This window comes from Mesorhizobium prunaredense (assembly GCF_900156895.1).
GTDB lineage: Bacteria > Pseudomonadota > Alphaproteobacteria > Rhizobiales > Rhizobiaceae > Mesorhizobium > Mesorhizobium prunaredense.
In genome coordinates this window covers 1-22,970 of sequence record NZ_FTPD01000017.1, presented here as the reverse complement: position 1 = coordinate 22,970, position 22,970 = coordinate 1, and the positions used below count along the sequence as shown (strand labels likewise).

The window sequence follows — 22,970 nt, the reverse complement described above, 5'->3', positions numbered from 1 at the left end:
AGCCGGCCTACAGGTGCCACAAGTCGGAAGAGAGGTCATGACACCGCCTCGAGCCGTTTGGAGACTTGTACCCCCTTCGAAGGGATAAGCCGGCCGGCAGCGTTAAATACGAGAAAGCGCTCTGCCGGCAGTCCAACCTGGACAAGATTAGGATTCCCACCACTCGCCTGGATCGTCGCCCATTCCCTCTGTGGCAGCCGCGCCGTAAATGGAACTTGTCGGTCGCCAGCGAGAGTAAGATGGAGAATGATCTCGTTTCCGAGGTTCTCAGTGTGAAGTAATCGACCTTCATGGCTTGAAGAGGCGCCGCGCGCCCGCGTGTGCGCGGCCACCGTCACATCTGCAGGGCGTATGCCGACTTGCGCCTTTTCTCCCGCCCTCAAAGCGGTACGCAAATTCTGGCTTTCACCCAGGAGACCAACGATACCCGCTTCGCCGATGTTGGCTGGAAGAATGTTGATTGGCGGCGATCCGATGAAACGCGCCACTCGAATGTCTGCCGGCGCAGCATAGATCTCCGCGGGTGTAGCCACTTGAACGATCCTACCGTCCATCATCACGGCGATCCTGTCCGACATCGTCATAGCTTCGACCTGGTCGTGGGTCACATAGAGGAATGTCGCGTTCAGGCGCTTTTGCAGCTGGACCAGTTCGGTGCGAACTTGTGTCCTCAACGCCGCATCCAGGTTGGAGAGCGGCTCATCCATCAGGAAGACGCCGGGTTGGCGCACCATCGCACGTCCAAGCGCCACACGCTGGCGCTGCCCTCCTGACAACTCGCTTGGTTTGCGCTCAAGTAGCGCTTCGATGCCGAGCGACTTCGAGACGTCTCTCACAGTCGAACTTATCTGGCGGCGTTTTGCACTCATACCGGGCACTAGAGGACCGATCACAGGCATTCGCGCCACGAAGGGCAAGTCTGCCATGATCAACGGCATTGCCAGGTTGTCCCGCACCCGCATATGCGGGTATAGCGCATAGGACTGAAACACCATGGCAATGTTGCGTTGGCTCGGGCGGAGCTGGTTCACGCTCTCGCCGCCTATCTCGATCGATCCACCATCCGGCTGGTCGAGGCCTGCAAGAATCTTCAGCAGCGTCGACTTCCCGCAGCCCGATGGCCCCACGATGGTCATAAACTCGCCGGCATCAACCGCCAGATCAATGTCTCTCAATACCCGGCTCGCACCATATCCCTTTGCGATTTTCGATATCCGAACTGCGGATCCTGTCATATTGCTCTCCTCCGTGGACGTGTCCATATTGGAGTTTCTTATCACTTCTATGACAATGGCTACGGATTTATTATCCATTGTGAAGCTGGCGCAACGCTCCATCGTAGCGAAACTGAAGTGACGCCGCCACCAGGCGGTCCCGCACTCCTCCGTCGGTGCGTCTCCCAGCAGACAAAGCCATACCCAAAACTTCCAGCGGTTGTTTTCAACGGGTTGGACGGTAGAGTGTTCTGGCCCTATGAGGTTTAGGCATGCAAGCGCAGGCGACGCCATGCGAGATTCTGATCGAGTTCGGAGAATGATATGGCCATGCAAGGTGAGAGCTCGCGGCTTTCCTCACAAGAGAACGAGACGCATACGCCGGTTCTCTTGAAAGTGGAGACCGCGCTAGACTTTCCCAATGCATTGGCCAGGGTTGCTCTGTACATCCTCGAAAACCCCAAAAAGGCTGTTCGTCAATCTCTTGGCGAACTGAGCGCAGCTTCTCAAAGCGGGCAGGCGACGATATTCCGCCTTTGCCGCGAGCTTGGGTTCAAAGGGTTCACTGACTTCAAGCTCGCCCTTGCCGCCGAGGTTGGGCAGCTCGAGAGCGAGCCCAACAGGGGCGTGAGCCTGACCGTCAACTCCCTCGATGAAACGGTTTCGCTGATTTCACGCTCCGTATTGAATACGCGACAGCTAGTGCAGCCCGAGGTACTGGCTTCCGCCGCGCTGCCCCTATTAAGCGCACGCCACGTCAACATCTACGGCTCCGGCGATTCTGGACTTGCCGCCGAGGTGCTGTTTCATCGTTTGCGGCGCAGCGGCGTTAACGCCCGCTTCTTCGCCAATGCTGGCTACGCCCATGAAGCCGCCGAGACCATGACAAAGGAGGACGCCGCCATTGCGATCTCTCAATCAGGCGCCTCACCCGACACTGTCGAGTTCCTGCGCAAAGCTCACCATATTGGCGCCTTCTCGTTGGCGATTACCTGCCATCCGAAGTCGAGTCTTGCGAAAGTTTCGAATGCCGTCTTGCAAATGGCGCGGCTGCCGCAGCCTGGTCTTCGTGAACAGATGATCGCCCTGCCCCGGGCCGTCTTCCTTGCCGAAGCCCTGGCCATCGCTATCGCCGACCACGCCAAAGGCATGGCGCGGACATCAGACGGCAAGTAAGAATCACTCCATAAATATCATTGCATTTCGATTATTAATCCATTATGCGTGCCCTAACGGCCCTGGCTTCGCGAACAGGACCGACAGTACAGTTGTGCATCCGCCGATGCCTAAACTACCGCCAGTAACTTGAATTGCAGCGGGCCAACGTCGAGCCCGCTCCTCGGAATATGAATAATGGACACCAAACCAAAGCTGGTCATCTTCGATTGTGACGGTGTGCTGGTCGACAGCGAGATAATCGTCAGTACCGCTGAAGCCGCAGAGATAACCCGTATCGGCCGTCCCATCACAGTCGAGGAAGCGGTCCATCAGTTTGCCGGTGTTCCAGCCAATGACATGTATCGTATGATCGAGGCGCAGTTGGGCACGCCCCTTCCGACCGACTTTTCCACCCGCATCGATGAGCGTGTTCGGGAACTATACCTCTCCGAACTCACCGCGATAGCTGGTGCGCGCGAGACGATCCGCGCGCTGCAGATACCCTGCTGCGTGGCCTCGAGTTCCGCACCGAACCGACTCGGGCTTGCCCTTGCAAAGACAGATCTGTTCGACCTCTTTTATCCTAATATCTTCTCCACCGTGTTGGTACGAAACGGTAAACCCGCGCCGGACATCTTTCTCTATGCTGCCGAAAAGATGGGCATGTCGGCCGCCGACTGTGTCGTCATTGAAGACAGCATAGCCGGTGTGACGGCAGCAATTGCAGCTGGCATGACCGCTGTGGGTTTTGTAGGCGGCGGACACTGCACCCCTTCCCACGCTTTGCGCCTGAAGGAAGCGGGAGCCACACGCATTCTTAGCCGCCTGGAAGATCTGCTGGCCATAGTCGAGGGGACGTCAGAAGAACCTTACCATCTGTCCGTAGTCCCCGATGAAGTCGCGCTAACGGTGTAAGACGCTGCGGATGGGCGGTCGGGACCTCGACGATCTCTGGCGCACCACCATCCGCTGTCCTCCACCGGATTCCGCCATCAGCCGCTCTTTCGGATCTAATCATGATGCCTCGCCCGTGGTTTTGCTTGGCCACCCTGTCCGGTGTGCTCGCCCTTGTCGGCATCGATATGACGGTCCTCAACGTCACCCTGCCGCATCTTACGGAACAGCTAGGCGCCTCGACATCGGAAAAGCTGTGGATGGTCAACGCCTACTCGCTTCTCATGGCAGGATTTCTACCTGGATTTGGCGCACTGTCTGACAGGATCGGCCATCGAAAGATGTTGTGCGGCGGGCTGCTCGCTACTTCTTTTGGACTTACCTGCACCAACCCGTTACCGAAGCTTAGGCCCTAAGCAGGCTCATCCCATTTCGGCGAGTAATCGCGATCGTAAATGCGCAAGTTGCGCGACCGAAGGCACGAAATCGCTGCCATCTCTTCGCAGGAAAGCTCGAAATCGAACAGGTCGATGTTTTCAGCCAGCCTCTCCTTGCGCTCGGTGCGCGGAATGGCGACGACACCTTCTTGCTGCACATGCCACCGAAGCACAACCTGTGCTCGGCTCTTTCGGTGGCGCTCGGCGGCGTCCCGAATTGCCGGTTGTTCAAACAACGCTTCGCCTCGGCCGAGCGGGCTATAGGCGACCATCGCCATGCCCGCTGCGCGGCAGGCGGTATGGACCTTGATCTGGTCGAGATAGGGATGATACTCGACTTGGTTGGCCACAAGCGGGGCATTCGATAGGCGCACCGCCTCCGCAAGCAACTCGGTGGGGAAGTTCGATACGCCGATGTGCCGAGCCATGCCGCAATCCCGAACCGCGTTCAGCGCCTTAATGGATGCCGCCAGCGGAATTTCCGGGTTCGGCCAGTGAATCAGCAGCAGGTCGACCGTGTCGAGGCCAAGGCGGTTCAGGCTCTCCTCGGCCGATCGCTCCAGGTCTCCCGGCGCGATCTGGGTAAGCCAGACTTTGGTCGTGACGAAGACTTCGTCGCGCGGTACGCTGGAAAATCGCAGTCCCTCGCCCACCGCGCTCTCGTTCTCATAGGTCGACGCAGTGTCGAGATGGCGGTAGCCCAACGAAAGGGCATGCATGACCAACTCCGAGCAGACTTCGCCCTTCAGCGTCCAGGTCCCAAGCCCGATCACCGGAATTGCCGCGCCATTCACCATGAGGTTCTGCATAAGGTCTCCTTGCCCGTTCGGTCGTTTGTTCGTCCTACTTTCGACCTATAGCCGCAACGATTAGGTACGCTGAGCGATCCGCGGATATTTCACTTGAGCGCCTGCGACCTTTTCGCTCGGCGAAATCCTTTACTGCCGCAGGTATTTCCTCACTCGACTTGGCTTCGGCGCTGCGGCCCACGGCTGTCGGAGGCCACCATTTATCGAGCATGTCGGAGTTGTGGAATTGGTGGATCGCAGTAGTATCCGATGTCGGTTGGTATCACTCAATTCAGCGTCTTTGAAATATTAGAGCAGCCGCAGTACCGCGGTGATAATTCGTTCCTTCGTCGCGAAGAAGTCCTTCTCGAGTGCAGGGCTGAAGGGGACATGAATGTCAGGGGCGCACACTCGCAGAATCGGTCGCTTCAATAGATCGAACGCCTCTTCCGCCATAACTGCGGCGATTTCGGCTCCGACATTGCAGACCCGATGCCCATTCTCTACGACAACAAGCCGCCCCGTCTTGGCAACCGACGACTTGATCGTCTCATGATCAAGCGGTTTCAAGGTGCGTGGGTCAATCACTTCCACCGAAATACTCTCTTCAGCGAGTGCGTTAACAGCCTCCATCGTGGGGCGTATCGCGCCGGCAATAGCGACAAGAGTAACGTCGTTCCCCTCCCGCTTCACATCCGCTTTGCCGATTGGGATTAGATGGTCTGGATCTGTGGGCACATCGCCTTTCAGCGGCCACAGGCGGGGGTCCTCGAAGACGAGTACAGGATCGCCGTCGCGAATGGCCGATTTCATAAGCCCCTTGATGTCGGCGGCAGTTGTCGGGCTGATGATCTTGAGGCCCGGCACATTCATGAAAAACGGATAGGGCCGGTCGGCATGCTGTGCCGCCTTGGCACCGACCGAATGCATACAGCAACGGAACACGATCGGAATGTCGATCTGGCCTCCAGTCATATATCGCAACTTTGACGCCTGGTTGATGATCTGATCTGAGGCGAGATAGATGAAGCTGGCAGTTGTGAGATCAAGAACCGGTCGCAATCCGTTGATGGCAGCCCCGATTGCCAGTCCTGTGAAACTGCCTTCTGAAATCGGCATGTTCCAAATTCGGTTATTTCCGAAGCGCTGAACAACTGTGTCTCCGCCAAAGACCAAGATGTCCTCTCCCATCAGGACGACGCGCTCATCACGTTCCATTTCCTCTATCTGCGCCTGCACGAGCGCTTCGAGATACGTCAAGCGCGTCATGGCGGGCTTGTTGTCAGCAGTTTGCATGTCGATCAATCCTGTGCTGCCCAGCTGCGGGGCCGCAATGTCCTGGGAGGGGCGAGTTGAACATGTAGTCGGGCAAAGTTTCGGGCCGAGGCATGGGGCTGGACAACGCAAATTCTGCAGCCTGCTTGACGGCTTTGGCGACTTCGTACTCGATTGCTCTTAAGCTCTGGTCGTTTACCCCTTCTTCGATGAGCCGAGTGCGATAGAGCAAAATCGGATCGCGGTCGCGTTTGTGAGCCTCGACGTCTTCAATCGATCGATAAGGCTCCCCCGGAATCACCAAGCGGAAATCGTGCTCATCGAACCGATATGTGTTGGCAACCACGAGAGTCGGGCCATCACCCGCTCGCGCCCGTGTAACCGCCTCCGCTGTCGTGGTGTAGACGGCGCTCACATCCTGCCCATCGACGGTCACACCCGGCATCCCGTAGCCTGCTGCGCGCAGAGCGATGTCGGGCTGCCCGTGGCTTTGCGCTACTGACGTCGTGATCGCGAAGCCGTTGTTCTCGCAAACGTAGATTACGGGAAGCTTCCACAGCGAGGCCATGTTGAGAGACTCGTGGAAAGTGCCCTGGTTGACCGCGCCGTCGCCGAAAAAGCAGAGAGTGACCTGGTCGATGCGCCGCACTTTTGCGCCGAACGCGCATCCCGTCGCGATTGGGATGCCTCCCCCCACAATGGCCGATTCACTGATGATGCCGACCGATCGATCTGCAAGATGCATCGATCCCCCACGCCCCTTACAAATGCCGTCCTCCTTGCCCATAAGCTCGGCCATAAGAGCGTTCAGATGAGCACCCTTTCCGATGGGATGACCGTGCGAACGGTGCGTTCCAGTCACCGTGTCATCGTACCGAAGCGCGAGACATGCTCCCACAATAGCGGCTTCCTGACCCACGCTCGAGTGAAAGGGACCAGGGATTTTGCCACCGTTAAATTGGCGAATACCCTCTTCTTCGAACCGACGGATGCGAAGCATCCGCCGATAGGCTTCTAGTCTATAATCACCATTCAGCCGCATGATCCGAACGTTGCTCCAATATCCAGCACAAGATGCCGCATGGGATCGCCAAGCGCAGGTCCAGCAAATCCAGCGGGTGTAATTCGTCGACTTTCGAGGCAGTGGTAATTACGAGAATGGCTGCTTTGTCGGCCTCAGGTTTAACGGGTCTTGGACGTTTCAAGAACGTTTTGCGGCGACGACACCCTATAGGGGTTGCTCTCGCTGCCGTCTGAGAAACACAATTGCTCAATCATTGATCACGGCGGCGTGGCACCACGGCCGCATACCGAATCCACCGCTCGATGCCCAACTTGCACGTGATCTCGCCTGAGCCGTCCGGGATAAGCTTGACATCCCGCAGACGCAAAGGTTTGACCATGCGCTGACGACGGAGGCGTCGTGGTCGAACACGCAGTAGGCCGCGTCAATTCCCTCCTTCTCGAAACTCCCCAGGGGGCCTTTCAAAATTGGCCGTTCATAGAACGAGCAGATCGGGTGAAGGCGAGGGGCAGCGAGAACAGGACGCCGCGCTTGGCACTGACACAGGTGACCTGGGTATAGCAAGCTCTTGCGGCCCCTCCTCTTTGCCATCCGGATGTTGGCGACGTCTTGGCTCCTCCTCGTCTTTGCCATCCGAATGATCAGGTCGGTTGGCTGATCTAAGTGTATTCGGGCGGCTCGGGCCGGCCTTCTACTCTTGTGGCGCTTTAATGCACATTGATGTTGAGGAAAAAGGTGATGGTGATCGCAAGTGTCCGTACCGAAATAGGCGTATGATGCGTCAACTGTGAGAACGCCCAAAACTCCCGATTCAGGATACTGGTTCAGCGCGTTGTGGAGGATTGCTCGCGAGACGCCGATCTCGGCTTGCGTAAGCCTTCCACGGACTTTTTCGGCACGCACATGCTGATGAGGACCAGTCGACGGCAATTCGGCGAGCACCACGCGTTGGCGCGTCGGCCCTCTCCGCCCAGCCAAGCGCAATGCAGCTGCCGACGATAAACTCCGGGAGTCGACCATGTGCCGAGGTTCAACGAAAGTCGCGACGCTCTCCTCGTGCGCGTGTAAGGAGTTTCGCGGAATCAGCAATGGTCTTGCTCCCAGCCTTGTACGTGCTTTCTCTGAAGCAAGCACCGCGCCATTTGACTTAAGGCTAGGGAGCCACACGACTTTTGCACTGAGGAGGCGTCGACGGAAGAAATTCGCAATCTTCTTTGTCCGAAGCTGGACAAGAAATGTTGAAAGCCCACACAAAAGGATGGAACCGTGCGGGCGCTACGAACAAGCGGCGTGACCTGATGGTATGGACGGCCTCCGCTCCGGCATCGAAGTGCCATACTGTGGCCGCCGCAAGTCACATGAGGGAGAGCCGTCCATGGAGAAGTTTACTACAATCCGTCTGGATATCGCCAAGCAGGTTTTTCAGGTCATGGCATCGATGCCGGCGGCCCGATCACGCAAGAGGGCAACTGCCAGCATCGTACGTCAAGCCATACATCAAGTAATGCGCACCTCTCCATTCCTTGACTAGGACTAACCCGCTCCGCGAATGCGGAGCGGCAAGGAGGGTGAGTGCCGACAGCGTGATCTGATCGCGTCGTCTGTCGTGCTGGTCATGTGTCCACAACAAGCTCCGACTGCGTCAGCATGGAGTGGCTGCTTGCAGCCCATTCCATCAGACAAAAGGAGGAGTTTTGTCATGACCCAACTTCGCCAGCGCATGAGCGAGGACATGCAGGTGCGCAACTTCGCGCTCAACACCCAGCTTCGTATCTGCAACAGGTGTCGCTGTTCGCCCGCTATTTTAGCAAGTCGCCGGACTTGCTCGGGCGCGTCCTGCGCGCTCAAACCCAGATGCACGCCCGACAAGCACAAGCGCCTGAAGCGCTGGCAACACGAAGGCGTCCTCGACAAGATGCAGGACAGGCTCGATCGCATGCCGGATGCCATGACCATCCGCCGGCAGACCGTCGAGCACCCGTTCGGAACGCTGAAGGCGTGGATGGGCAGCACCCATTTCCTGACAAAGACCCTGGAACAGGTCAGAACCGAGATGAGCTTGCAGGTGCTCGCCTACAACATGAAGCGCATGATCAACATCTTCGGCGTCAAGCCGCTGATGACGGCAATCGCCGCCTGATCACGCCCCCGACCGCCAGCGGCCTCATCGCTGCCACGCTCGAAACAGCGAAACAGCGGCCGTCATACGCAATCTGCAATCGCGTTTTTACACGACCTCGGTCGTATCTGGACGTATGTGCGCCACGATCAGCCGTTCGGCGGCGCCGCGCCGGCGGCGGCGGTCTATTACGCCTCGAGCGACCGACGAGGTGAGCACCCACAAAAACATCTGGCCCGGTTCGGCGGCATCCTGCAGGTCGACTGTTATAGCGGCTTCAATCCGCTCTTCGTTCCGAAGCGGAAAGAGCTGCCGATCACGCCCGCATTCTGTTTTGCGCATGCGCGCAGGGGATTCTTCGAACTGGCCGACGTCGAGAAAAATGCCCGCGAGGGCAAGAGGAATGGCAAACCGATCTCCCCGACGGCGCTGGAGGCGGTCAAGCGCATCGACGCGCTCTTCGACATCGAGCGCGCCATCAACGGCCGCCGCGCTGACGAGCGGCGTGCCGTGCGGCAGGAAAAGAGCAAGCCGCTCTTCGATGACATGCACGAGTGGTTGCTCCACGAGCGCGATACCTTCTCGCGCTCCTCCGATGTCCTCAAGCCGATCAACTACATGCTCTCGCGCTGGGATGACTTTGCCCGCTTCATCGATGACGGCAGAATGTGCTTGACCAACAATGCCGCAGAAAGGGCATTGAGAGGTGTGGCCCTGGGAAGGGGTGCGTGGACATTTGCCGGGAGCCAGCGCGGCGCCGACCGGGCTGCCGTCATGCTGACATCCATCACCACCTGCCGCCTGAACGACATCGACCCAAAAGGGAAGAACGGCGACCATGGCTAACGCGCATGCATTGTCTCTTTGAGATATTCGGCGAGCCGAAGGGAAAGTGCGCATACTGTCAACGTCGGATTTGCCGCTGCTCCTGTCGGAAAAACTGCGCTGCTGGCAACCAAAAGGTTCTTGTGGGAATGTGCCATGCAATTCGCGTCTACGATCGACGTCTTTGGATCGTTTCCCATGACAGTAGTGCCCATAATATGGCTGCCACCGGCATCCGACGCAGTTCTATCGTCTTGCAAATGAATGCCGCACTCCATTTGGTCGCAGCGTAACGCGCGAAAGATCTCTCGATGAAGGCGTGCTGCGGCCGCGATCCCATCGCGGCTGTATTTGTCGAGCCGGAAATGAATTTCCGGACGAGGCAAGCCAAGGCCGTCTTTCTCCGAGGAGAGCGTAATCCGGTTAGACGGATTTGGAAGTATTTCAACAATGCTTTGCAGTGCAAATTGTCGAATTCCTATGCGGTGGACCGCATTGAACAAATCCTCACCGATAAGACCCTGCTGGTCGACCAAACCAACTAACGTCCCTCCGACCGCAGCGGATGATAAAGCTCCTTCACCATACGGGGCGCCATTAACGTTGCGCCAGCCGTCATTGCGCAGCGCGGTCCGAAATGCTGCTCGATCTTTCCGAAATGGCCCGTCACGCAGAATTTCAATCCCCGATGTAGATTGTGGCCCTCTGTAAGGAAAAATCGGATCAGGAACGAGAGCCCAGGAGTGCTTCTCAGCATGATCCATAAGATTACATCCGACCAGACCACTCTCATTCGCCAGTCCAGCGGCAGATTGATGATTGGACTGCATCAGCAACTTCGGCGTCTCTATCCCATTCGCAGCCAATACGAACACGCGGGCTTGGAGGCTTCCGGTCGAGCCGTCGCTGTGCTCGAACCAAGCGGTAGTTATCCGGCCGTCGCTGGACGCGTCCAGTTTCGAGACGACCGCGCCCACAAGCAGTTCCGCTCCATTCAATAGTGCGCGTCGTAAATGTACTAAAGGATCGTATTTTGCGCCTATTGGGCAAAGTGGCACGCAGGACGAATACCCTTCACAAAGTGGCCGGCCGTTATACCCGTCAATTGAGTTACGGGCTTGAGGAGTAGGCACAATACGGATTTCCTGAGAAGCAAATTGCAGGCCCTTGATCCGAGCAATTGCGTATTGATCAGCGTAGCTTTGCGGTATAGCTGGCATGGGGAAGGGCTTGCTTCTCGATGAATTCAAGGAGACGTCGGCTTCCGGGCTGCCGGCCACTCCAGTTGCTTCTTCAGCCAAGCAGTACCATGGCTCCAAGTCCGCATAAGTGATTGGCCAGTCTCGCCCCCGGCCATATGTCGTCTGCATCCGAAAGTCGTTCGGGCACATACGCAACGCTGTCCCTAACCAGGCAAGGCCTGTTCCACCAGCAACGCGCAGATACTGACCTTCGAAACGGTCGGCTCCAGTAGCCTCTTGGACGTAATATTCGGATTTGTATTCCCTATCTTGTGGGGCAAGGAGGTCCGCATATGGGGCGAAGATTTCGGCTTCATCTGAGTTGGCAAATATCTCGCGTCGCCATTGCCTGACGTGCCTCTCGTCTTCGATTGGCAAGCCAGCTTCGATCAGCACAACATCCATGCCCGCTTCAGCCAATGAACTTGCGATCAGGGAGCCTGCGAATCCAGATCCGATTATCGCGACGTCGCGGAGGTCAATGCTCACGCCAGTCGCTCGTTCCGCTGGTCCGTCCGAGCCCGGTGTCGCGGTCTATCGGCCCAATCGCCAAACTCACCCTCCCCCCGGGTCATAGGGGAATGAACGCCAAGCGCCTTCCAAACGAGCGCGTCTTCATGCTGCCTCCAACCGCAACGTTTCCAGTGTCCGTTGACGCGAATCGATCCCAAATAAAGAAGATAGAGGATCTGCTTGAGCGTTTCCTCAAAGTCTCCGTTGCTGCGAAGTGCTTGGCAACGGTACGCAACATCGCCCGGAGCGGATTCTGCCCGTAGCATACTGTATGCGCTGAGCAATTGATCAATATCGCCCACGGCAGCTCTTTCCGCTCTTAAAGTGGACAGATTGAGGGCGAGCAGCTGAGTGTCAAAGTCATCGAACGCGGTGAGGTCGCAGACTAGCAAGCTGAACAGGGCGATCTCCGATTCCGGTGGCGACGTGGTTTCGCTCATGTGGCAGTTCTCCGATCGAGTCTCTTGAGATCGGGAGTTTCGCGGAGACATGCGCGGAAGGCATCGAGGAAATCGTCGACGTGAAGTTTTGTCACTGAAGTCGAAATACCCCCCCCAGAAAGGGGCCGCTACATAAATGCCGCGTTCAAGCATCCCGGCGTGCAGTCGTCGCAGAGCCTCGCTTTCCGCGATATCATGATGGGCTTCGCGATACGACAATGGCCGGTGCTGCTTTGCATGGAATCGAAACAGCGATCCGGCCCCTTGCACCGTGATAGCCACGCCCGCCTGGGAGGCAAACTCCTCCGCTTGTTGACGGAGGTAGTTACCAAGTTCGTTGATCCGGTCAATTTCGCCCACCGTCAGCGCGGCAAGTGCAGCGCGACCGGCGGCCATCGTGAGTGGGTTCGCTGAAAACGTTCCACCTTGAGGTACTGTCGCACTATCGTGGGGAGCGAAGGCTTCCATGGTCGCGGAGGTCCCGCCTACCACCCCGATGGGTAATCCGCCGCCTACCACCTTGCCCAATGTTACGAGATCAGGGTGGAAACCTCTCGCTGCAGAAGCACCGTGGTAGTGAACTCGAAAGGACACAACCTCGTCGCTAATCAACAAAATCCCATGCCTTCTCGCAGTGTCCTGTAGCATGGTCAAGTAGTCGGGGTTGAGCGGGATCATGCCCGCGGCGCAGGGAAGCACATCGACAACAATGCAGGCGAGGTCGGAACCATGCTGCTCGATAATGGTCTTCGATCGTGCGGTGTCGTCGAGTGGCAAAACGACGACTTCCTCGCATACATGCGGGGGCGTGTTGCGATACGGTGGATTTGATTTCGGGTAGTCACCTCCCCAATTGTTAGGGCTGCTGCGCGCGCTCACCTCAGCCCAATCGTAAGTACCATGAAAAGCTCCCTCGAGCTTTGCTAGCCGAGTGCGGCCGGTCATGGCTCTGGCCGCCTCTATCGCGAACATTAATGCTTCAGTCCCACTGTTCAAAAAGCGAACACGCTCGATGGCGGGAATGCGCTCGCAAATCGCCTGTGCGAGATCGATGTCAGCTACCGTCGGATTGCCAAACAAGTGCCGCGCTCCAGTTGAGAAGCAATAGCTGCGATGGTTGCCGGGTGCCGATGTCCGTGGATCAAGGTCGAAAAATTGTTGTGAAAATCAACATAGCTGTTCCCGTCGGCATCTTGTATGCGTGCGCCTTCTCCCGCATGCGCGTAGATGGACAGATTTTCGTTTCTCTTACCGATAGGGACTGGTGCTATCGAAACTTTGGTGACGCCGGCCGGATATAGCCCCCGAGTCGCGCTCGGTGAGTACCCGAGACTGGCTGAACCGACTATATGGCTCTTCGTGACCCTTACGGACTTGCACAAGCCGATATGTCGCTGTCCGAGCCTGCCGCGATCCCTGAACTAGTATAGATGCTTCAAGCCGGTTTTCGCGTACAATCTGTGAAAGAATGTCATCGCGGGCGTCGCTACCGAAGGCCATGATTATCCGGCCATCGTTCGTAAGCCACTCCGGCCCCTCTGATAAGAATCTCCGTAGCAAAGCGTATCCAGCGTCGATTATCCCACGTTCAAGATCGTTTTCATGTTCATAGTCGTCCGGGGCGAACCGGCTGGGAAAATTCCAGAAAATGATATCGAACCGTCGCTTGGGCCGCACATTAGAGAAAACGTCGCTTTCGAAAGCTTCAAGGTTAGAGATGTTGTTTCGGGCGGCATTTTCAATCGTGTTGGCGACTGCGCGGGCGTTTATATCAACGGACGTCACAGATCTGGCCCCCGCTCTCGCGAGGTGCAGGCCAGGCAGACCAAACCCGCACCCGATTTCTAGGACCTCTAGTCCATGAACCGGGGGGAAATTCTCAGTCGCCCATCGCCAGCCAACGAACTCTTCTGGAGGAAACACCCCTTCCTGCACAACCAAATCTAATCCGAACTCGGTCATGTGGAATGGAAAACTGCGGTTTTGGCTTGAGGCCAAGATCTCTCTTATTTCTTCTACGTTCGTCATGTGGGATTTCCCGATAGGCAGGTTCATCAGTTTCGTCTCATGGTAGGCGCTCTCAATTCCAACGCGGCGAGCTGAGATCTGAAGCATGCGATGTCGAGTTCGGTCTCCATGGAAGCTTTGCTGCGGAGCAGGCAAAGAAGATCCTCTCGGTGTTTGGCGAGGCGGCCGTGTTTGTACATCTCGATTTTGCGTGCCACGACGGCCGCATAGTTGGCGCGTACACCGATGGTCGGATCAAAAATAAGAGGCTTCGGCCTCTCAGGCTCTATAACCCAGTCGATTTTTACTGTTCCTAGCGCATGGACAAAGGTTCTTTCGAGTTCACTAAAGGAAACGTTTGACTCAGTTGCCACGAACCCCAATCGTGTCAGTACATTCGTGTCTTGCTCGATTGCATGTTCAAATGCGTCCTGTTGAAGGTGATGGATATCAATGTCGTTTGGGATTCGCTCTAGGAGATGAGCGATGACGCTGCTGCCCGCGAGCCAACTCTCTTCTGATCGATTAGGCGCCATCGCCGTGAGCGCGGTGCACAATACGCCCGACATCATGCTCCCTCACCAGTCAGCAATGCCGGCGAGTCATTGATGAGTGAGTTCCAGTAAGGCATCGCAAAAAGGCCCGCCTCGAGCAGAAGGCGGTCCCAGGCTGAAAGCCCGCCTACCCTGTTGAGGAGGTATTCCAGGCTGGCAAAGTCACCCGCGAGAAATCCTTGGACTGTCTCCAGCATTCCGCAGCTAACGGCCAGCGCTTCTGCCTGCTCGAATGCAGCGCGTGCGTTCGCAACCGCATCGTCGCCGCTGTTGCAGATGTCGGATTGAGGTGCTTGGGTATTCCCCAAGCTTGTAAGCAGCACGCGGAACGATGAGTGTGAAATCCGGCCGGAATTGAGCGCCCGCCAACTTGTGTCGCCTGTCCCCGTGGAGTGAGCACGAAGAATTCTGAGTTCCTCGTCCATCAAGCTCTCACTGTCGCTGACGTGGACAAGATTCGTGACTGGATTATCGCAGTAAAAGCGACTGCGAATGGTTCCTTTGGCCGCTTGGGCAGGCTGGGTCTTGCCCTTCAGATTTTGAAGGCTCGATAAAGCGCTGTCCCCGATCCATAGTGTTGCACAGACCGGCCGCATGTCGAACAGGTCCAGCACGAGCGGCCAGTGTTTCCCGCCCGTTGATCCCGTGAGGGAATAGAACGCTTCAATGGAAGTGCGACTGTGGACGGCAAAGGATCGTTCCTCGATTTCAAGTTCTGTCTTCCGGCGAATGAAATCGTCAAGTGCTGCAGTCAGGCCGGATTTTGCGACCTCGGGCCCGTAAACCGTCAATCCCAAAGAAGACATTTACGCGGCCCCCAATGCAGTTTGCGGCGCAGAAATGATGTGAGGTGTAGACGTGATACGTGTGCCCGTTACTTGTTTCCCCTCAAGCCAATCACCCAAGCGATGCGGGTGGGCACCGTTGAGCACCACGCCGGAAAGCCCGTGCTGTGACATGAAGTGAGCGGCACAGGCATCAATTGAAGTGTGACCAAGGCGGCCTAATTCATCGGCGCTGCTTTCAGCGATCAGGGCCGTGGGATCACCCGTCGAAGCATTACGATAAACGCCGTCGACATCCGTCAGGATCGCGAGCTTCGGAGTATTCGTAAGCCAAGCGATCCAGGCAGCGACCGCATCAGATGTAACATCCCAGCTCCACTCCACCGGATCTAGGGCGAACAGGATCTGAGACGGTAACAGTACGGGGATCTTGCCTTCTCTCAGGCGGAACCGGCACTGGCCCAATGTCGAGCACGCGACGAGATCGGATGACAGGGCGGGATCAGACAACATATAGGCGGTCTGATCCTGGGCGAGAGCACATGCATGGTGAGCCGTGAATGGGGCCAGCGGATGTGTCGCGTCAACAGCCTCGATAGCCTTGTCTGGTATCCCGCCTCCTGGAACGATCAAAATTCGATGACCGCGGCGCCCCAGGCGTTCCAGCTCAGCCAAAGCCGCCCTACACGCCTCTAGATCGCGCATCAGGCTTCCACCGAACTTCACCACAACGGAAATGCCGTAAGGCGGAAAACCCTTTATGGCCGGCTGCATGTTCCATCCTTCTTCAAAACTCAAGCGGCGCTTGCAACTTCCGGGTATTGGAGACCAATCTTGGAAGGACCTCCCAGACCTTATGAAATGCGTCGGCATAGAGCTTCATCACCTCAGCATCGTTCGGCGGGGCGATTTCGGAGACATAAAACATCGTATCCAGAAGCTTGATCGTCTTTGGAAAATCCGCCGCACGCCATTTTTTGCGAATGCCCGGCAAATACTCAAAGACGGGCTTTGTCAGCCAGACCCAAACCGGTACACCCTCAGCCTGCAGCAACTTCACGACAAAATCTCTCGCCGCCGGACCAGCAGGAAAGCCGAACCGTTCCAGGTCGATGCGCAGAGGAAAGTTGAGCATCGACTGATGGTGATCATTCGGATCGAAAAGCGGCACTAAGCCAGGAAGATGCTCGACCATATTCCAGAGTAGCGTCGCGTTGCTTCTCCGCTTCTGGAGCTGCTTATCGAGACCCTTCACGCGAGACCTGGCTATCGCGGCCGAGAACACATTGGGTCGGTAATTGTATCCCTGCGAGTTTGGAGAAAAAATCCGTGCCCCGTTCCTGGACGAGCTAGTCAAGGACACATGATCAACATGCTGTATGAGATTCGGGTCCTTTGTGACTACGAATCCCAACTCACCTGCCCCCAGATGTTTGGCGCCGTTTCCCGACAGTGCAAGGGCATCGCTGTCGATATACATACCATTGACAATGTTCTTGATGGCACCAATTGACTGGCACACATCATCAATGATCGCGATTCCCCTCGTTCGCCCAACGGCTCTCAGTCTCGGTGTAAATATGTTGTTGCCAAAAAGATGCGTAATGAGGACGGCCGCAACATCAGGTTCAAAGCAACTCGCCGCGGCCCCCTCATCAATACCGGCCAGGTCCAGATCGACGTCTATGAATACTGGCTCAAGGCCGCTGATCGAAATCGGGCCCACGGCGCCTGGCCAGTTGAGCGCGGCGGTGACAACGCGGTTCCCTCGATCTTTGAAGTAGTCAAGTTCCACATGGATGGCTGCAGTACCACTTCCCACAGCGCGAACAGACCAGTTCCCCGCCCAGTCGGTAAGACGCCGCTCGAGATCCGATACAATAGGGTGGTTGGCGCGATGGTATTTTCCACTCTCTACGACCGTGCGAAGTGCCTTGAGGTGCTTTCTCTTTGTTGCCGGCCATGGCGCTATCCGCCCAGGAGAAACAATAGGGTTTCCGCCAAAGAGTGCGAGTGATGTCTCAGGCCGCCCAACAGTCTTGGCGCGAGCTTCCAAATTCAGATTGACGTTTTTGTTCATCAAACCTCCGGCCAATGCGTCCAGACCGCGACGGCGGCAGTCGCCATGCGCCCCTGACTCCCTTGGAATGAGTTCTCTTCAATCCGCGCCAGCAGCCTCGCAAGTGTCGAGCCAAATGAGGAAATCGTTTCCAAACAATACGATTACGGTGATGGCGCTGTGTCGCACGTCCGACATGTCGAAGATCCGACCTATTCTCCCCCGCCTTCAAGAGATATAAACCGGCGACCCGTGCGATCGCCCCTGTCGATCTCGATGATGTTGTCGTCGAGAAAGCAGTAGAGAGAGGTCCATTTGCACTCGATGCTCGGAGCCAACAGCATCAACGTGCCGTCCCGAACAGCGTCCAAGAGCTGTTCGGCTATCGGGACCCGCGACCCGCGCGACGCCAAAGATCACGTATGCCGCACTTGCACGTGCTCTTACGGAGCCGCCCAGGACGGATGCCAGGACTTCGTGGCACGACGAGGAACAAAAGGGGGTAGCTGAATGCGAGAACTGACTGGAAAACCAGGTTTTGAGTGGTGTCTTCAACGAGATGCACTTCTACGATCTGCCCTGGCCGAAAACGGCGCTGGAGCAGATCGAGAACGAATCGTCGTCATGAAGGTGACGCTCTCCTATTTCATCGAGCCGAACCTCTCCGGCAAGGCCGCGACCCGGCCGGACACCTACCGCTCCTTCGGGCTCCGCTTCGACATGAAGAAACGCACCGAGACGAATGCGCGGTTCAGAAGCCGCATCTCCGCCAGCCAGGAAAAAGACGGGGCCTAAACCGGAGCGGAAGCAAGCTGCTGGCTGCTCGGCCCCAAGGCCAATCAGGCGGGATCGCTACACTGCGATCTGTGGCGTGGCCGTGCGATCGAGCTTGCGGGTCATGACGCCATCGCCGTCTATCCCGTTGGCGGCTGGTGAAAATCGCACACCGGCCAGAAGCGGGTAAAGGACAAGGCGCTATTCCCTGGCCATCTCGATCTCTGCATCGGGCCCAAGCGGTCGACCTCTATTCGGAGATTGCCGCTATCGTGGAGGTGAACGAACTCCAAATCTCCATCGGCTGACCTTCAAATCGCGCCGAGACGCCAACCGAGTTTTCCGCTAGGTGGACAAATGCAATGTTCCGGTGCCGGGACGCATTCAACCTTGCCTCGATCGTATAGTTTCAGCCATGTCGCAGAATTTTCAGATCGCTACGGCTTCAAGCCGGCCGAACCGGAGATCACCATCCGGGAAGACGCGCCAGATGATCTACGCTTTGCCATCGCGCAGATCGCCGTCAACGCAGGAATGGGGCCGACCCGCATTCGAGATGTGGTCTGCACCGTCCTATTTGTGGCGCCCGACCGCAACAACTGGTCCGAATACCCGAACATCTGGGATGAGGTTCGGGGGCTGCTCGAAGATTGCGAATGGTTCAAGGTCTATGACATCGCAGAACGCCTGCATCGCAGCCTCCACTATCAGCAGGCGGATCAGTTTCGCGACGAGCTGAACGGATTTTTCCGCGAAAAGGGCATCGGCTGGGAGTTGAAGGACAACGAGGGCATCGTGTTTCGCGGCAGCGCCCCCTTTACAGCCGCGACCATCAACGCCGTCGAGGCCCTAACAGCGACCGGACGCACAAATGCCGCCCCGAAATCCGCGAGGCTTTGCGCGACATTTCCCGCCGGCCAGAGCCTGACAGGACAGGCGCTATCCAGCATTCCATTGCGGCGCTGGAAAGCGTTGCACGCGACATCGCCAACGAACCGGGACTGACACTCGGCCGCCTGGTGCCACGCCTCAACCTTCCTCGTCCGCTCGACGAGGCCGTGGAAAAGCTCTGGGGCTTTGCTTCAGACCGGGCGCGACACATTCGGGAGGGACAGCAACTCGGAGATGACGAGGCAGAGCTGGTCGTCAGCGTCGCCTGCGCCGTGTCGATCTTCCTGGTCCATCGGACGCGGCAAGTGCACTGAGCGCTTGCCAGGGTTTTTGACTGATCTCCAGCGCCAGCTTCTATTCTGCCCTGCGGGGAACCGGAACCCTTGACGTCTCGGTGCTTGGTCGCACCATCGCCGACCTAAACGATCCCCCAAGCACGATAACGCCCCCTGCCCGTCACCTCACGCAGATTGAGTTCGCCGACAAGGTTAAGCGCACCTCTCGTCGTCACCTTCAGGTCTTTTTCGATCATCGCGCTGGACACCAGGGGCCGCGACAGGACGTAGTCGATCAGCTGGGGCAGTTTCGAGTTGCCGCGTCGGTTTCTGGTGCGGCGAAGCATCTGTTCTCGCGCCATCCCCAGGCGGTCGTGTTCCTTTAGGCCGAGCGCGGCCGCTTCCACAACCGCGTCGAAGAAGGCCAGCCATCGCTCCGTCCTGTTGCGATGGCGTCGGCGTTCGCGGCCGATCACACGCAAGCCCGTGTTGAGAGCCGGCAGATGAGCGATAGTCTTGCGACGCTGCCGCAGTGTGGCTGCCACCAAAAGGGTGCCAAGCCAAGGCTGATGCTGCAGCGGGCCGATGTCCTCCCAAGCGTCCCAAAGCACCGCAGCTGCCAATACGGGCGAAAGATCGGCCGTGCGATCGAGCAGCGTACGCCAGTCGTCGAGTCGGGCGGGCTCGTCCCAATCCGCGTCGTAGACTAGCGGATCCCGCTCAGGTGTCGTTTGCGGCCGTGACGGCCGCTCGACCGCGACACCTTCGAGGACCGCGCTTGAGCGCGCGAGCACGGCGTCGATGGCTGCGAACTCCTCGGCCAGCGGATCGGGCCCGTCCGTCTCGATTGTCTCATCTGGGTGCATCTGCGGCTCCGGTGTCCCCTCGCCTTCCCGGCCCTTCCGCAGCGCCCCGCCGCCGCCGCGCCCGATGAGTTGCCGCATCCCGTCCCTGCCGATCGCCCAATCAGCTGCGTTGCCAAAGATCTGACGGTGAGCGCGCAGGATCGTGCGCGCGCGGGTGAGTTCGTGCGTGGGCGTGCGGATGTCCATATGCGCATCGTGCAGGACGAGATCCTCGACATGGACAAATTCGCCCTCGAGCCAAAGCACGGCCGCCGCATCGTGAAAATGAAACCGCTCGACAAAACCGTCACGCACCGGCGAACGGGAAAGCCGCTCGTCGAGACGCGCGATGGCGTCCTCGGCCGTCACCAGCGGACCGGCGATCTCGGCCCACGGGATTGTCCGAGACATGCCATCAGAGATCTCCATCGCGCATCGGCTCTCTGTCAGTCGACAATCACGACGTTGCCGAGCGGCCATTCCGGGCCGGCCTAGTAGCCTCGTGATCGCGGTTCCTGGGCGGAAGCCAAGCCAAAGTCGACCTGCCCGCCTGACGCCAGACTTCGCGGATCGCGAGACCGGGCCGTTGTTGAAGCGCCAAGCTGAAAGCATGCTTTTCCGTTCCGGGCAGTTTTCGAGGGTGCGGGCCTTCCACCTCGCCAAGCTAAGCCGTTGAATTCATGCTAGCCGAGGCGCAGCAGCTCGGAGGACCAGTCTACCGGCTGCACGGCCGCGCCGGCGGCGGCATCGTTCACATGAGGAGATTCTTGCACATGAGGAGTTTCTTGGCGCGCCTGGCGCGCATCGGCAAGGAACAGCGCGAGGCAAGCCGTCGGTGGATGCGCGCCTGCCAAGGCCCGTACCAGACCAAAAACTCCGCCGTGCGGAGGCGCTCGATGCGCTGGATTCGGTGCTGCCATTCGACCGGCGCGATTTTCTGGCCAAAATCCTCACCGCGACGATGTCGCCACTGCGCCATCTCGCCAAAGAAGGCATCGGCGAGAATTCCCTGCGCGCCCTGGCCTCAGATCTCGGTTACCTCGAAGCATGATCTCTGGCTGCGGCGGGCTCACTCCCGTTACGCGCCAAACAGCCGTCGGTCCCAGTAGACGGGCTGGTGCAGACTTGTCTGAATCCTTGAAAACTCCGAATGCGCCGGGTTGATCAGCACATTGCAATCGAGACGCGCCACGACACTCGGCACCAGCAGGATGACGCTGCGCCGTTCTAAACACCAGGTTTCGCCAAATCCCTGGCTCACCGTCGCCGGCATCGCGTCCCAGCCCGGCAGTGACGGCTGGGAAAAGACCTCGTAGCTCAGCCCGCGCGGGATCGTGATTTCGATGTAGTGCTGGTTGGGCGGCAGGCGGCCGCTGCCATGCACCAGCTTTTCCAAAAGGGCCGTCGAATAGTGCTCGCTGGTGTAGATGATAGGACTTCCGGGCGTATTCCATCGCCCTGGCGCGATTGTCGAGCCGGTCGCGTCGAAGATCGGATAGGTGCCGGCCGGATCGCCGATGCGAAAGGACGATAAGGTGCGATCGAGAGTCTGCGCCGTCACGCAGCGCTGCCGTACTTCAGACCTCCGAGGATATCGACCACCATTTCGGCGCCGAACTCGCTCAGGATAACGACGTCGATCGGTCGCTTGTCCTCAATCATCGGGTGCGGCCGAAACAAGAAATCGCGCGCTTCCTCTTCGTTCTGCCAGACATCGACAGCAAGACCCCAGACGCGCGCCACGCGGGCCAATCGTGTGCCCTCGTCCGATGAGAGACGATGTACCATCTTACGCCGCTCGTAGGTCGCCTTGGGGATCAGCCGGTATTTGAACTGAGCATCGCCAGGCGCCAGAAGACGTGCAACACGCTCGAGTGCCCCAATAGGAAGTCCATCCTCGATCCGGGAGATCAGCCCGAAAGGCGACCGCGCCGCCACCTCTTTGACGGGCAGCCCCAACACGTCGGCGACATTTCCGAACGCTAGCATCTCACTCTCCATCCGTTTGAGGCAGAATATAGCCTCACATGGTGCGTCATGCAAGCGCCGCATGAGCGCGTTTCGTAAGCAGATGAGTTGTCCAGATTAGGTAGCACGTGAGTTGTCCGGTTTTCGCCAGCGCATGGAGGCTGGGGATGAAACGGACAGCATGGCTACAGGACCGGAGAATGCAGAAGTTTGTAGAGGTTTTGAGCCGCTGGAATGGCGGCGATCTTTCGATGATGTAGGCAGGCGAGTTGCTTGGCGGTCGGGGCGGCAATTTCGCCCGCGACCGTTACAAGAGGCTGGGGAAGTTGGGTTGCTCGACCGGCGTTTGGGCAAGATTTCGACCCGTCGAGTGCCTGCCGAAGCGATTGAAGAGATGCTGGAACTTTATCGTCATCGCTACCTGGATGGAATGTAAAGCATTTCCACGAGCACCTGCTGCCCGATCTCGGCTCGCTGAGGAAAGCGAGCCCCGACATCCCAGACTGACGGTAGTTCTGCGAGCAGGATGCAGTTATTTCCAATGGGATGGGAAGGGAATCGAAATACGCTCTCTCCGCCATCTTCAATGGTAGAGCGATCAGAGGTCGGGAATCGGAGGCAGCGGACCTGCGATTAGCTCACGCACCATGCAATGCGATCGAGAGGACCTATCTGGACCAAACTCGAGTAGCGACAGCAATGGGCTTTTGAGATAAGGTTGGGACGCGATGGCATTGAGCGAATAGAGCGATATCGGGAACCGAACCAATCCACAGAAATATTTTGTTGGTATTTTTGTTGGCTAGTCCTGCTATTGCGTGAGTCCTAACCATTTGGAAACAGAGCAAGTTTTCCACCGCTTGGATTCCGCCTCTGGGCACCAT

At 57.8% G+C, this 22,970-nt stretch carries 21 protein-coding genes and 4 pseudogenes; 9 read left to right on the top strand and 16 right to left on the bottom strand.

Annotated features, from left to right (window positions below):
- Positions 1-35: 35 nt before the first annotated feature.
- Entirely contained in the window at positions 36-1,313 is a 1,278-nt protein-coding gene (locus BQ8794_RS14575; protein WP_244554965.1) for an ABC transporter ATP-binding protein, read from the bottom strand.
- Positions 1,314-1,538: 225 nt separating this feature from the next.
- Between BQ8794_RS14575 and BQ8794_RS14570 the strand changes: the two genes are divergently transcribed.
- The 3 genes from BQ8794_RS14570 to BQ8794_RS14560 all read left to right on the top strand — a co-directional run bounded on the left by BQ8794_RS14570 (position 1,539) and on the right by BQ8794_RS14560 (position 3,682).
- Positions 1,539-2,390, top strand: coding sequence for a MurR/RpiR family transcriptional regulator (locus BQ8794_RS14570; protein ID WP_077378722.1), 852 nt, complete (start codon positions 1,539-1,541; stop codon positions 2,388-2,390).
- 177 nt (positions 2,391-2,567) lie between these two features.
- Entirely contained in the window at positions 2,568-3,287 is a 720-nt protein-coding gene (locus tag BQ8794_RS14565) for an HAD family hydrolase (RefSeq protein WP_077378720.1), read from the top strand.
- Positions 3,288-3,388: 101 nt separating this feature from the next.
- Positions 3,389-3,682, top strand: a complete 294-nt coding sequence (locus BQ8794_RS14560) for an MFS transporter (protein ID WP_077378717.1) — start codon at positions 3,389-3,391, stop codon at positions 3,680-3,682.
- On the opposite strand, the gene BQ8794_RS14555 is transcribed toward BQ8794_RS14560, so the two are convergent.
- From BQ8794_RS14555 to BQ8794_RS37365, 4 genes are all read right to left on the bottom strand, one after another.
- Positions 3,679-4,512 carry an aldo/keto reductase gene (locus BQ8794_RS14555; protein WP_077378714.1) on the bottom strand — a complete coding sequence of 278 codons (834 nt, stop codon included), beginning with the start codon at positions 4,510-4,512 and terminating at the stop codon, positions 3,679-3,681. The two genes, BQ8794_RS14560 and BQ8794_RS14555, sit on opposite strands and share 4 nt — an antisense overlap.
- 288 nt (positions 4,513-4,800) lie before the next feature.
- Entirely contained in the window at positions 4,801-5,787 is a 987-nt protein-coding gene (locus BQ8794_RS14550; protein WP_210189838.1) for an alpha-ketoacid dehydrogenase subunit beta, read from the bottom strand.
- Positions 5,774-6,766: a thiamine pyrophosphate-dependent dehydrogenase E1 component subunit alpha gene (locus tag BQ8794_RS14545; RefSeq protein WP_244554986.1), complete on the bottom strand. Its 993-nt coding sequence runs from the start codon at positions 6,764-6,766 to the stop codon at positions 5,774-5,776. Before BQ8794_RS14545 ends, BQ8794_RS14550 begins: the two co-directional genes overlap by 14 nt.
- Positions 6,767-7,036: 270 nt before the next feature.
- Positions 7,037-7,810 (bottom strand): transcriptional repressor, encoded by a 774-nt coding sequence (locus tag BQ8794_RS37365; protein WP_425293539.1) that lies wholly within the window; start codon positions 7,808-7,810, stop codon positions 7,037-7,039.
- 679 nt (positions 7,811-8,489) lie between these two features.
- On the opposite strand from BQ8794_RS37365, the pseudogene BQ8794_RS37200 reads away from it, so the two are divergent.
- The 3 pseudogenes from BQ8794_RS37200 to tnpC form a co-directional block, all read left to right on the top strand.
- Positions 8,490-8,623: pseudogene (locus tag BQ8794_RS37200) on the top strand (integrase); the annotation flags it as partial.
- A 1-nt stretch (position 8,624) separates the two neighbouring features.
- Positions 8,625-8,930, top strand: a pseudogene (locus BQ8794_RS14540) (transposase); the annotation flags it as partial.
- Positions 8,931-9,029: 99 nt separating this feature from the next.
- Positions 9,030-9,731, top strand: a pseudogene (gene tnpC, locus BQ8794_RS14535) (IS66 family transposase); the annotation flags it as partial.
- Positions 9,732-9,751: 20 nt separating this feature from the next.
- Here the strand turns inward: tnpC and BQ8794_RS14530 are convergent.
- The 8 genes from BQ8794_RS14530 to BQ8794_RS14500 form a co-directional block, all read right to left on the bottom strand.
- A complete protein-coding gene (locus BQ8794_RS14530) occupies positions 9,752-11,464 on the bottom strand; it encodes a GMC family oxidoreductase (RefSeq protein WP_077378708.1) in 1,713 nt (570 codons plus the stop codon).
- Positions 11,461-13,008: an aspartate aminotransferase family protein gene (locus BQ8794_RS36420; protein WP_244554964.1), complete on the bottom strand. Its 1,548-nt coding sequence runs from the start codon at positions 13,006-13,008 to the stop codon at positions 11,461-11,463. Before BQ8794_RS36420 ends, BQ8794_RS14530 begins: the two co-directional genes overlap by 4 nt.
- Positions 12,987-13,127 carry an aminotransferase class III-fold pyridoxal phosphate-dependent enzyme gene (locus BQ8794_RS37015; RefSeq protein ID WP_254022829.1) on the bottom strand — a complete coding sequence of 47 codons (141 nt, stop codon included), beginning with the start codon at positions 13,125-13,127 and terminating at the stop codon, positions 12,987-12,989. Before BQ8794_RS37015 ends, BQ8794_RS36420 begins: the two co-directional genes overlap by 22 nt.
- Before the next feature lie 49 nt (positions 13,128-13,176).
- Complete coding sequence (locus BQ8794_RS36415) at positions 13,177-13,890, bottom strand: methyltransferase (protein WP_244554985.1); 714 nt, start codon at positions 13,888-13,890, stop codon at positions 13,177-13,179.
- Positions 13,891-13,982: 92 nt separating this feature from the next.
- Positions 13,983-14,507, bottom strand: coding sequence for an alkaline phosphatase family protein (locus BQ8794_RS14515; protein ID WP_077378702.1), 525 nt, complete (start codon positions 14,505-14,507; stop codon positions 13,983-13,985).
- Positions 14,504-15,295 (bottom strand): nucleoside-diphosphate kinase, encoded by a 792-nt coding sequence (locus tag BQ8794_RS14510; protein ID WP_077378699.1) that lies wholly within the window; start codon positions 15,293-15,295, stop codon positions 14,504-14,506. The genes BQ8794_RS14515 and BQ8794_RS14510 overlap by 4 nt, the downstream gene beginning before the upstream one ends.
- A complete protein-coding gene (locus BQ8794_RS14505) occupies positions 15,296-16,072 on the bottom strand; it encodes an amino acid kinase family protein (protein ID WP_244554963.1) in 777 nt (258 codons plus the stop codon).
- Positions 16,062-17,354 carry a DegT/DnrJ/EryC1/StrS family aminotransferase gene (locus BQ8794_RS14500; protein WP_077378693.1) on the bottom strand — a complete coding sequence of 431 codons (1,293 nt, stop codon included), beginning with the start codon at positions 17,352-17,354 and terminating at the stop codon, positions 16,062-16,064. Before BQ8794_RS14500 ends, BQ8794_RS14505 begins: the two co-directional genes overlap by 11 nt.
- Before the next feature lie 603 nt (positions 17,355-17,957).
- On the opposite strand from BQ8794_RS14500, the gene BQ8794_RS36410 reads away from it, so the two are divergent.
- Both BQ8794_RS36410 and BQ8794_RS14485 read left to right on the top strand, forming a co-directional pair.
- Entirely contained in the window at positions 17,958-18,128 is a 171-nt protein-coding gene (locus BQ8794_RS36410) for a hypothetical protein (protein ID WP_244554962.1), read from the top strand.
- Positions 18,129-18,464: 336 nt separating this feature from the next.
- The gene (locus BQ8794_RS14485) at positions 18,465-19,112 is read left to right on the top strand and encodes an AbiJ-NTD4 domain-containing protein (protein WP_244554961.1); all 648 of its coding nucleotides are present in this window, start codon (positions 18,465-18,467) and stop codon (positions 19,110-19,112) included.
- Between the two features lie 304 nt (positions 19,113-19,416).
- On the opposite strand, the gene BQ8794_RS14480 is transcribed toward BQ8794_RS14485, so the two are convergent.
- A complete protein-coding gene (locus BQ8794_RS14480; protein ID WP_244554960.1) occupies positions 19,417-20,598 on the bottom strand; it encodes an RHE_PE00001 family protein in 1,182 nt (393 codons plus the stop codon).
- Between the two features lie 367 nt (positions 20,599-20,965).
- On the opposite strand from BQ8794_RS14480, the pseudogene BQ8794_RS14475 reads away from it, so the two are divergent.
- A pseudogene (locus tag BQ8794_RS14475) lies at positions 20,966-21,166 on the top strand (integrase); the annotation flags it as partial.
- 30 nt (positions 21,167-21,196) lie between these two features.
- Here the strand turns inward: BQ8794_RS14475 and BQ8794_RS14470 are convergent.
- Together BQ8794_RS14470 and BQ8794_RS14465 are read right to left on the bottom strand one after the other, a co-directional pair.
- The gene (locus BQ8794_RS14470) at positions 21,197-21,679 is read right to left on the bottom strand and encodes an RES family NAD+ phosphorylase (RefSeq protein ID WP_077378684.1); all 483 of its coding nucleotides are present in this window, start codon (positions 21,677-21,679) and stop codon (positions 21,197-21,199) included.
- Entirely contained in the window at positions 21,676-22,107 is a 432-nt protein-coding gene (locus tag BQ8794_RS14465; RefSeq protein ID WP_077379097.1) for an antitoxin Xre-like helix-turn-helix domain-containing protein, read from the bottom strand. Before BQ8794_RS14465 ends, BQ8794_RS14470 begins: the two co-directional genes overlap by 4 nt.
- Between the last annotated feature and the right edge of the window lie 863 nt (positions 22,108-22,970).

What these genes read in the sequence shown, in the direction of transcription:
- BQ8794_RS14575 (WP_244554965.1), bottom strand. Translation starts at nt 1,313, where the DNA reads ATGGATAATAAATCCGTAGCCATTGTCATAGAAGTGATAAGAAACTCC.
- BQ8794_RS14570 (WP_077378722.1), top strand. Translation starts at nt 1,539, where the DNA reads ATGGCCATGCAAGGTGAGAGCTCGCGGCTTTCCTCACAAGAGAACGAG.
- BQ8794_RS14565 (WP_077378720.1), top strand. Translation starts at nt 2,568, where the DNA reads ATGGACACCAAACCAAAGCTGGTCATCTTCGATTGTGACGGTGTGCTG.
- BQ8794_RS14560 (WP_077378717.1), top strand. Translation starts at nt 3,389, where the DNA reads ATGATGCCTCGCCCGTGGTTTTGCTTGGCCACCCTGTCCGGTGTGCTC.
- BQ8794_RS14555 (WP_077378714.1), bottom strand. Translation starts at nt 4,512, where the DNA reads ATGCAGAACCTCATGGTGAATGGCGCGGCAATTCCGGTGATCGGGCTT.
- BQ8794_RS14550 (WP_210189838.1), bottom strand. Translation starts at nt 5,787, where the DNA reads ATGCAAACTGCTGACAACAAGCCCGCCATGACGCGCTTGACGTATCTC.
- BQ8794_RS14545 (WP_244554986.1), bottom strand. Translation starts at nt 6,766, where the DNA reads ATGCTTCGCATCCGTCGGTTCGAAGAAGAGGGTATTCGCCAATTTAAC.
- BQ8794_RS37365 (WP_425293539.1), bottom strand. Translation starts at nt 7,810, where the DNA reads ATGGTCGACTCCCGGAGTTTATCGTCGGCAGCTGCATTGCGCTTGGCT.
- BQ8794_RS36415 (WP_244554985.1), bottom strand. Translation starts at nt 13,890, where the DNA reads ATGACCGAGTTCGGATTAGATTTGGTTGTGCAGGAAGGGGTGTTTCCT.
- BQ8794_RS14515 (WP_077378702.1), bottom strand. Translation starts at nt 14,507, where the DNA reads ATGATGTCGGGCGTATTGTGCACCGCGCTCACGGCGATGGCGCCTAAT.
- BQ8794_RS14510 (WP_077378699.1), bottom strand. Translation starts at nt 15,295, where the DNA reads ATGTCTTCTTTGGGATTGACGGTTTACGGGCCCGAGGTCGCAAAATCC.
- BQ8794_RS14500 (WP_077378693.1), bottom strand. Translation starts at nt 17,354, where the DNA reads ATGAACAAAAACGTCAATCTGAATTTGGAAGCTCGCGCCAAGACTGTT.
- BQ8794_RS36410 (WP_244554962.1), top strand. Translation starts at nt 17,958, where the DNA reads ATGAAGGTGACGCTCTCCTATTTCATCGAGCCGAACCTCTCCGGCAAG.
- BQ8794_RS14485 (WP_244554961.1), top strand. Translation starts at nt 18,465, where the DNA reads ATGCAATGTTCCGGTGCCGGGACGCATTCAACCTTGCCTCGATCGTAT.
- BQ8794_RS14480 (WP_244554960.1), bottom strand. Translation starts at nt 20,598, where the DNA reads ATGGCCGCTCGGCAACGTCGTGATTGTCGACTGACAGAGAGCCGATGC.
- BQ8794_RS14465 (WP_077379097.1), bottom strand. Translation starts at nt 22,107, where the DNA reads ATGCTAGCGTTCGGAAATGTCGCCGACGTGTTGGGGCTGCCCGTCAAA.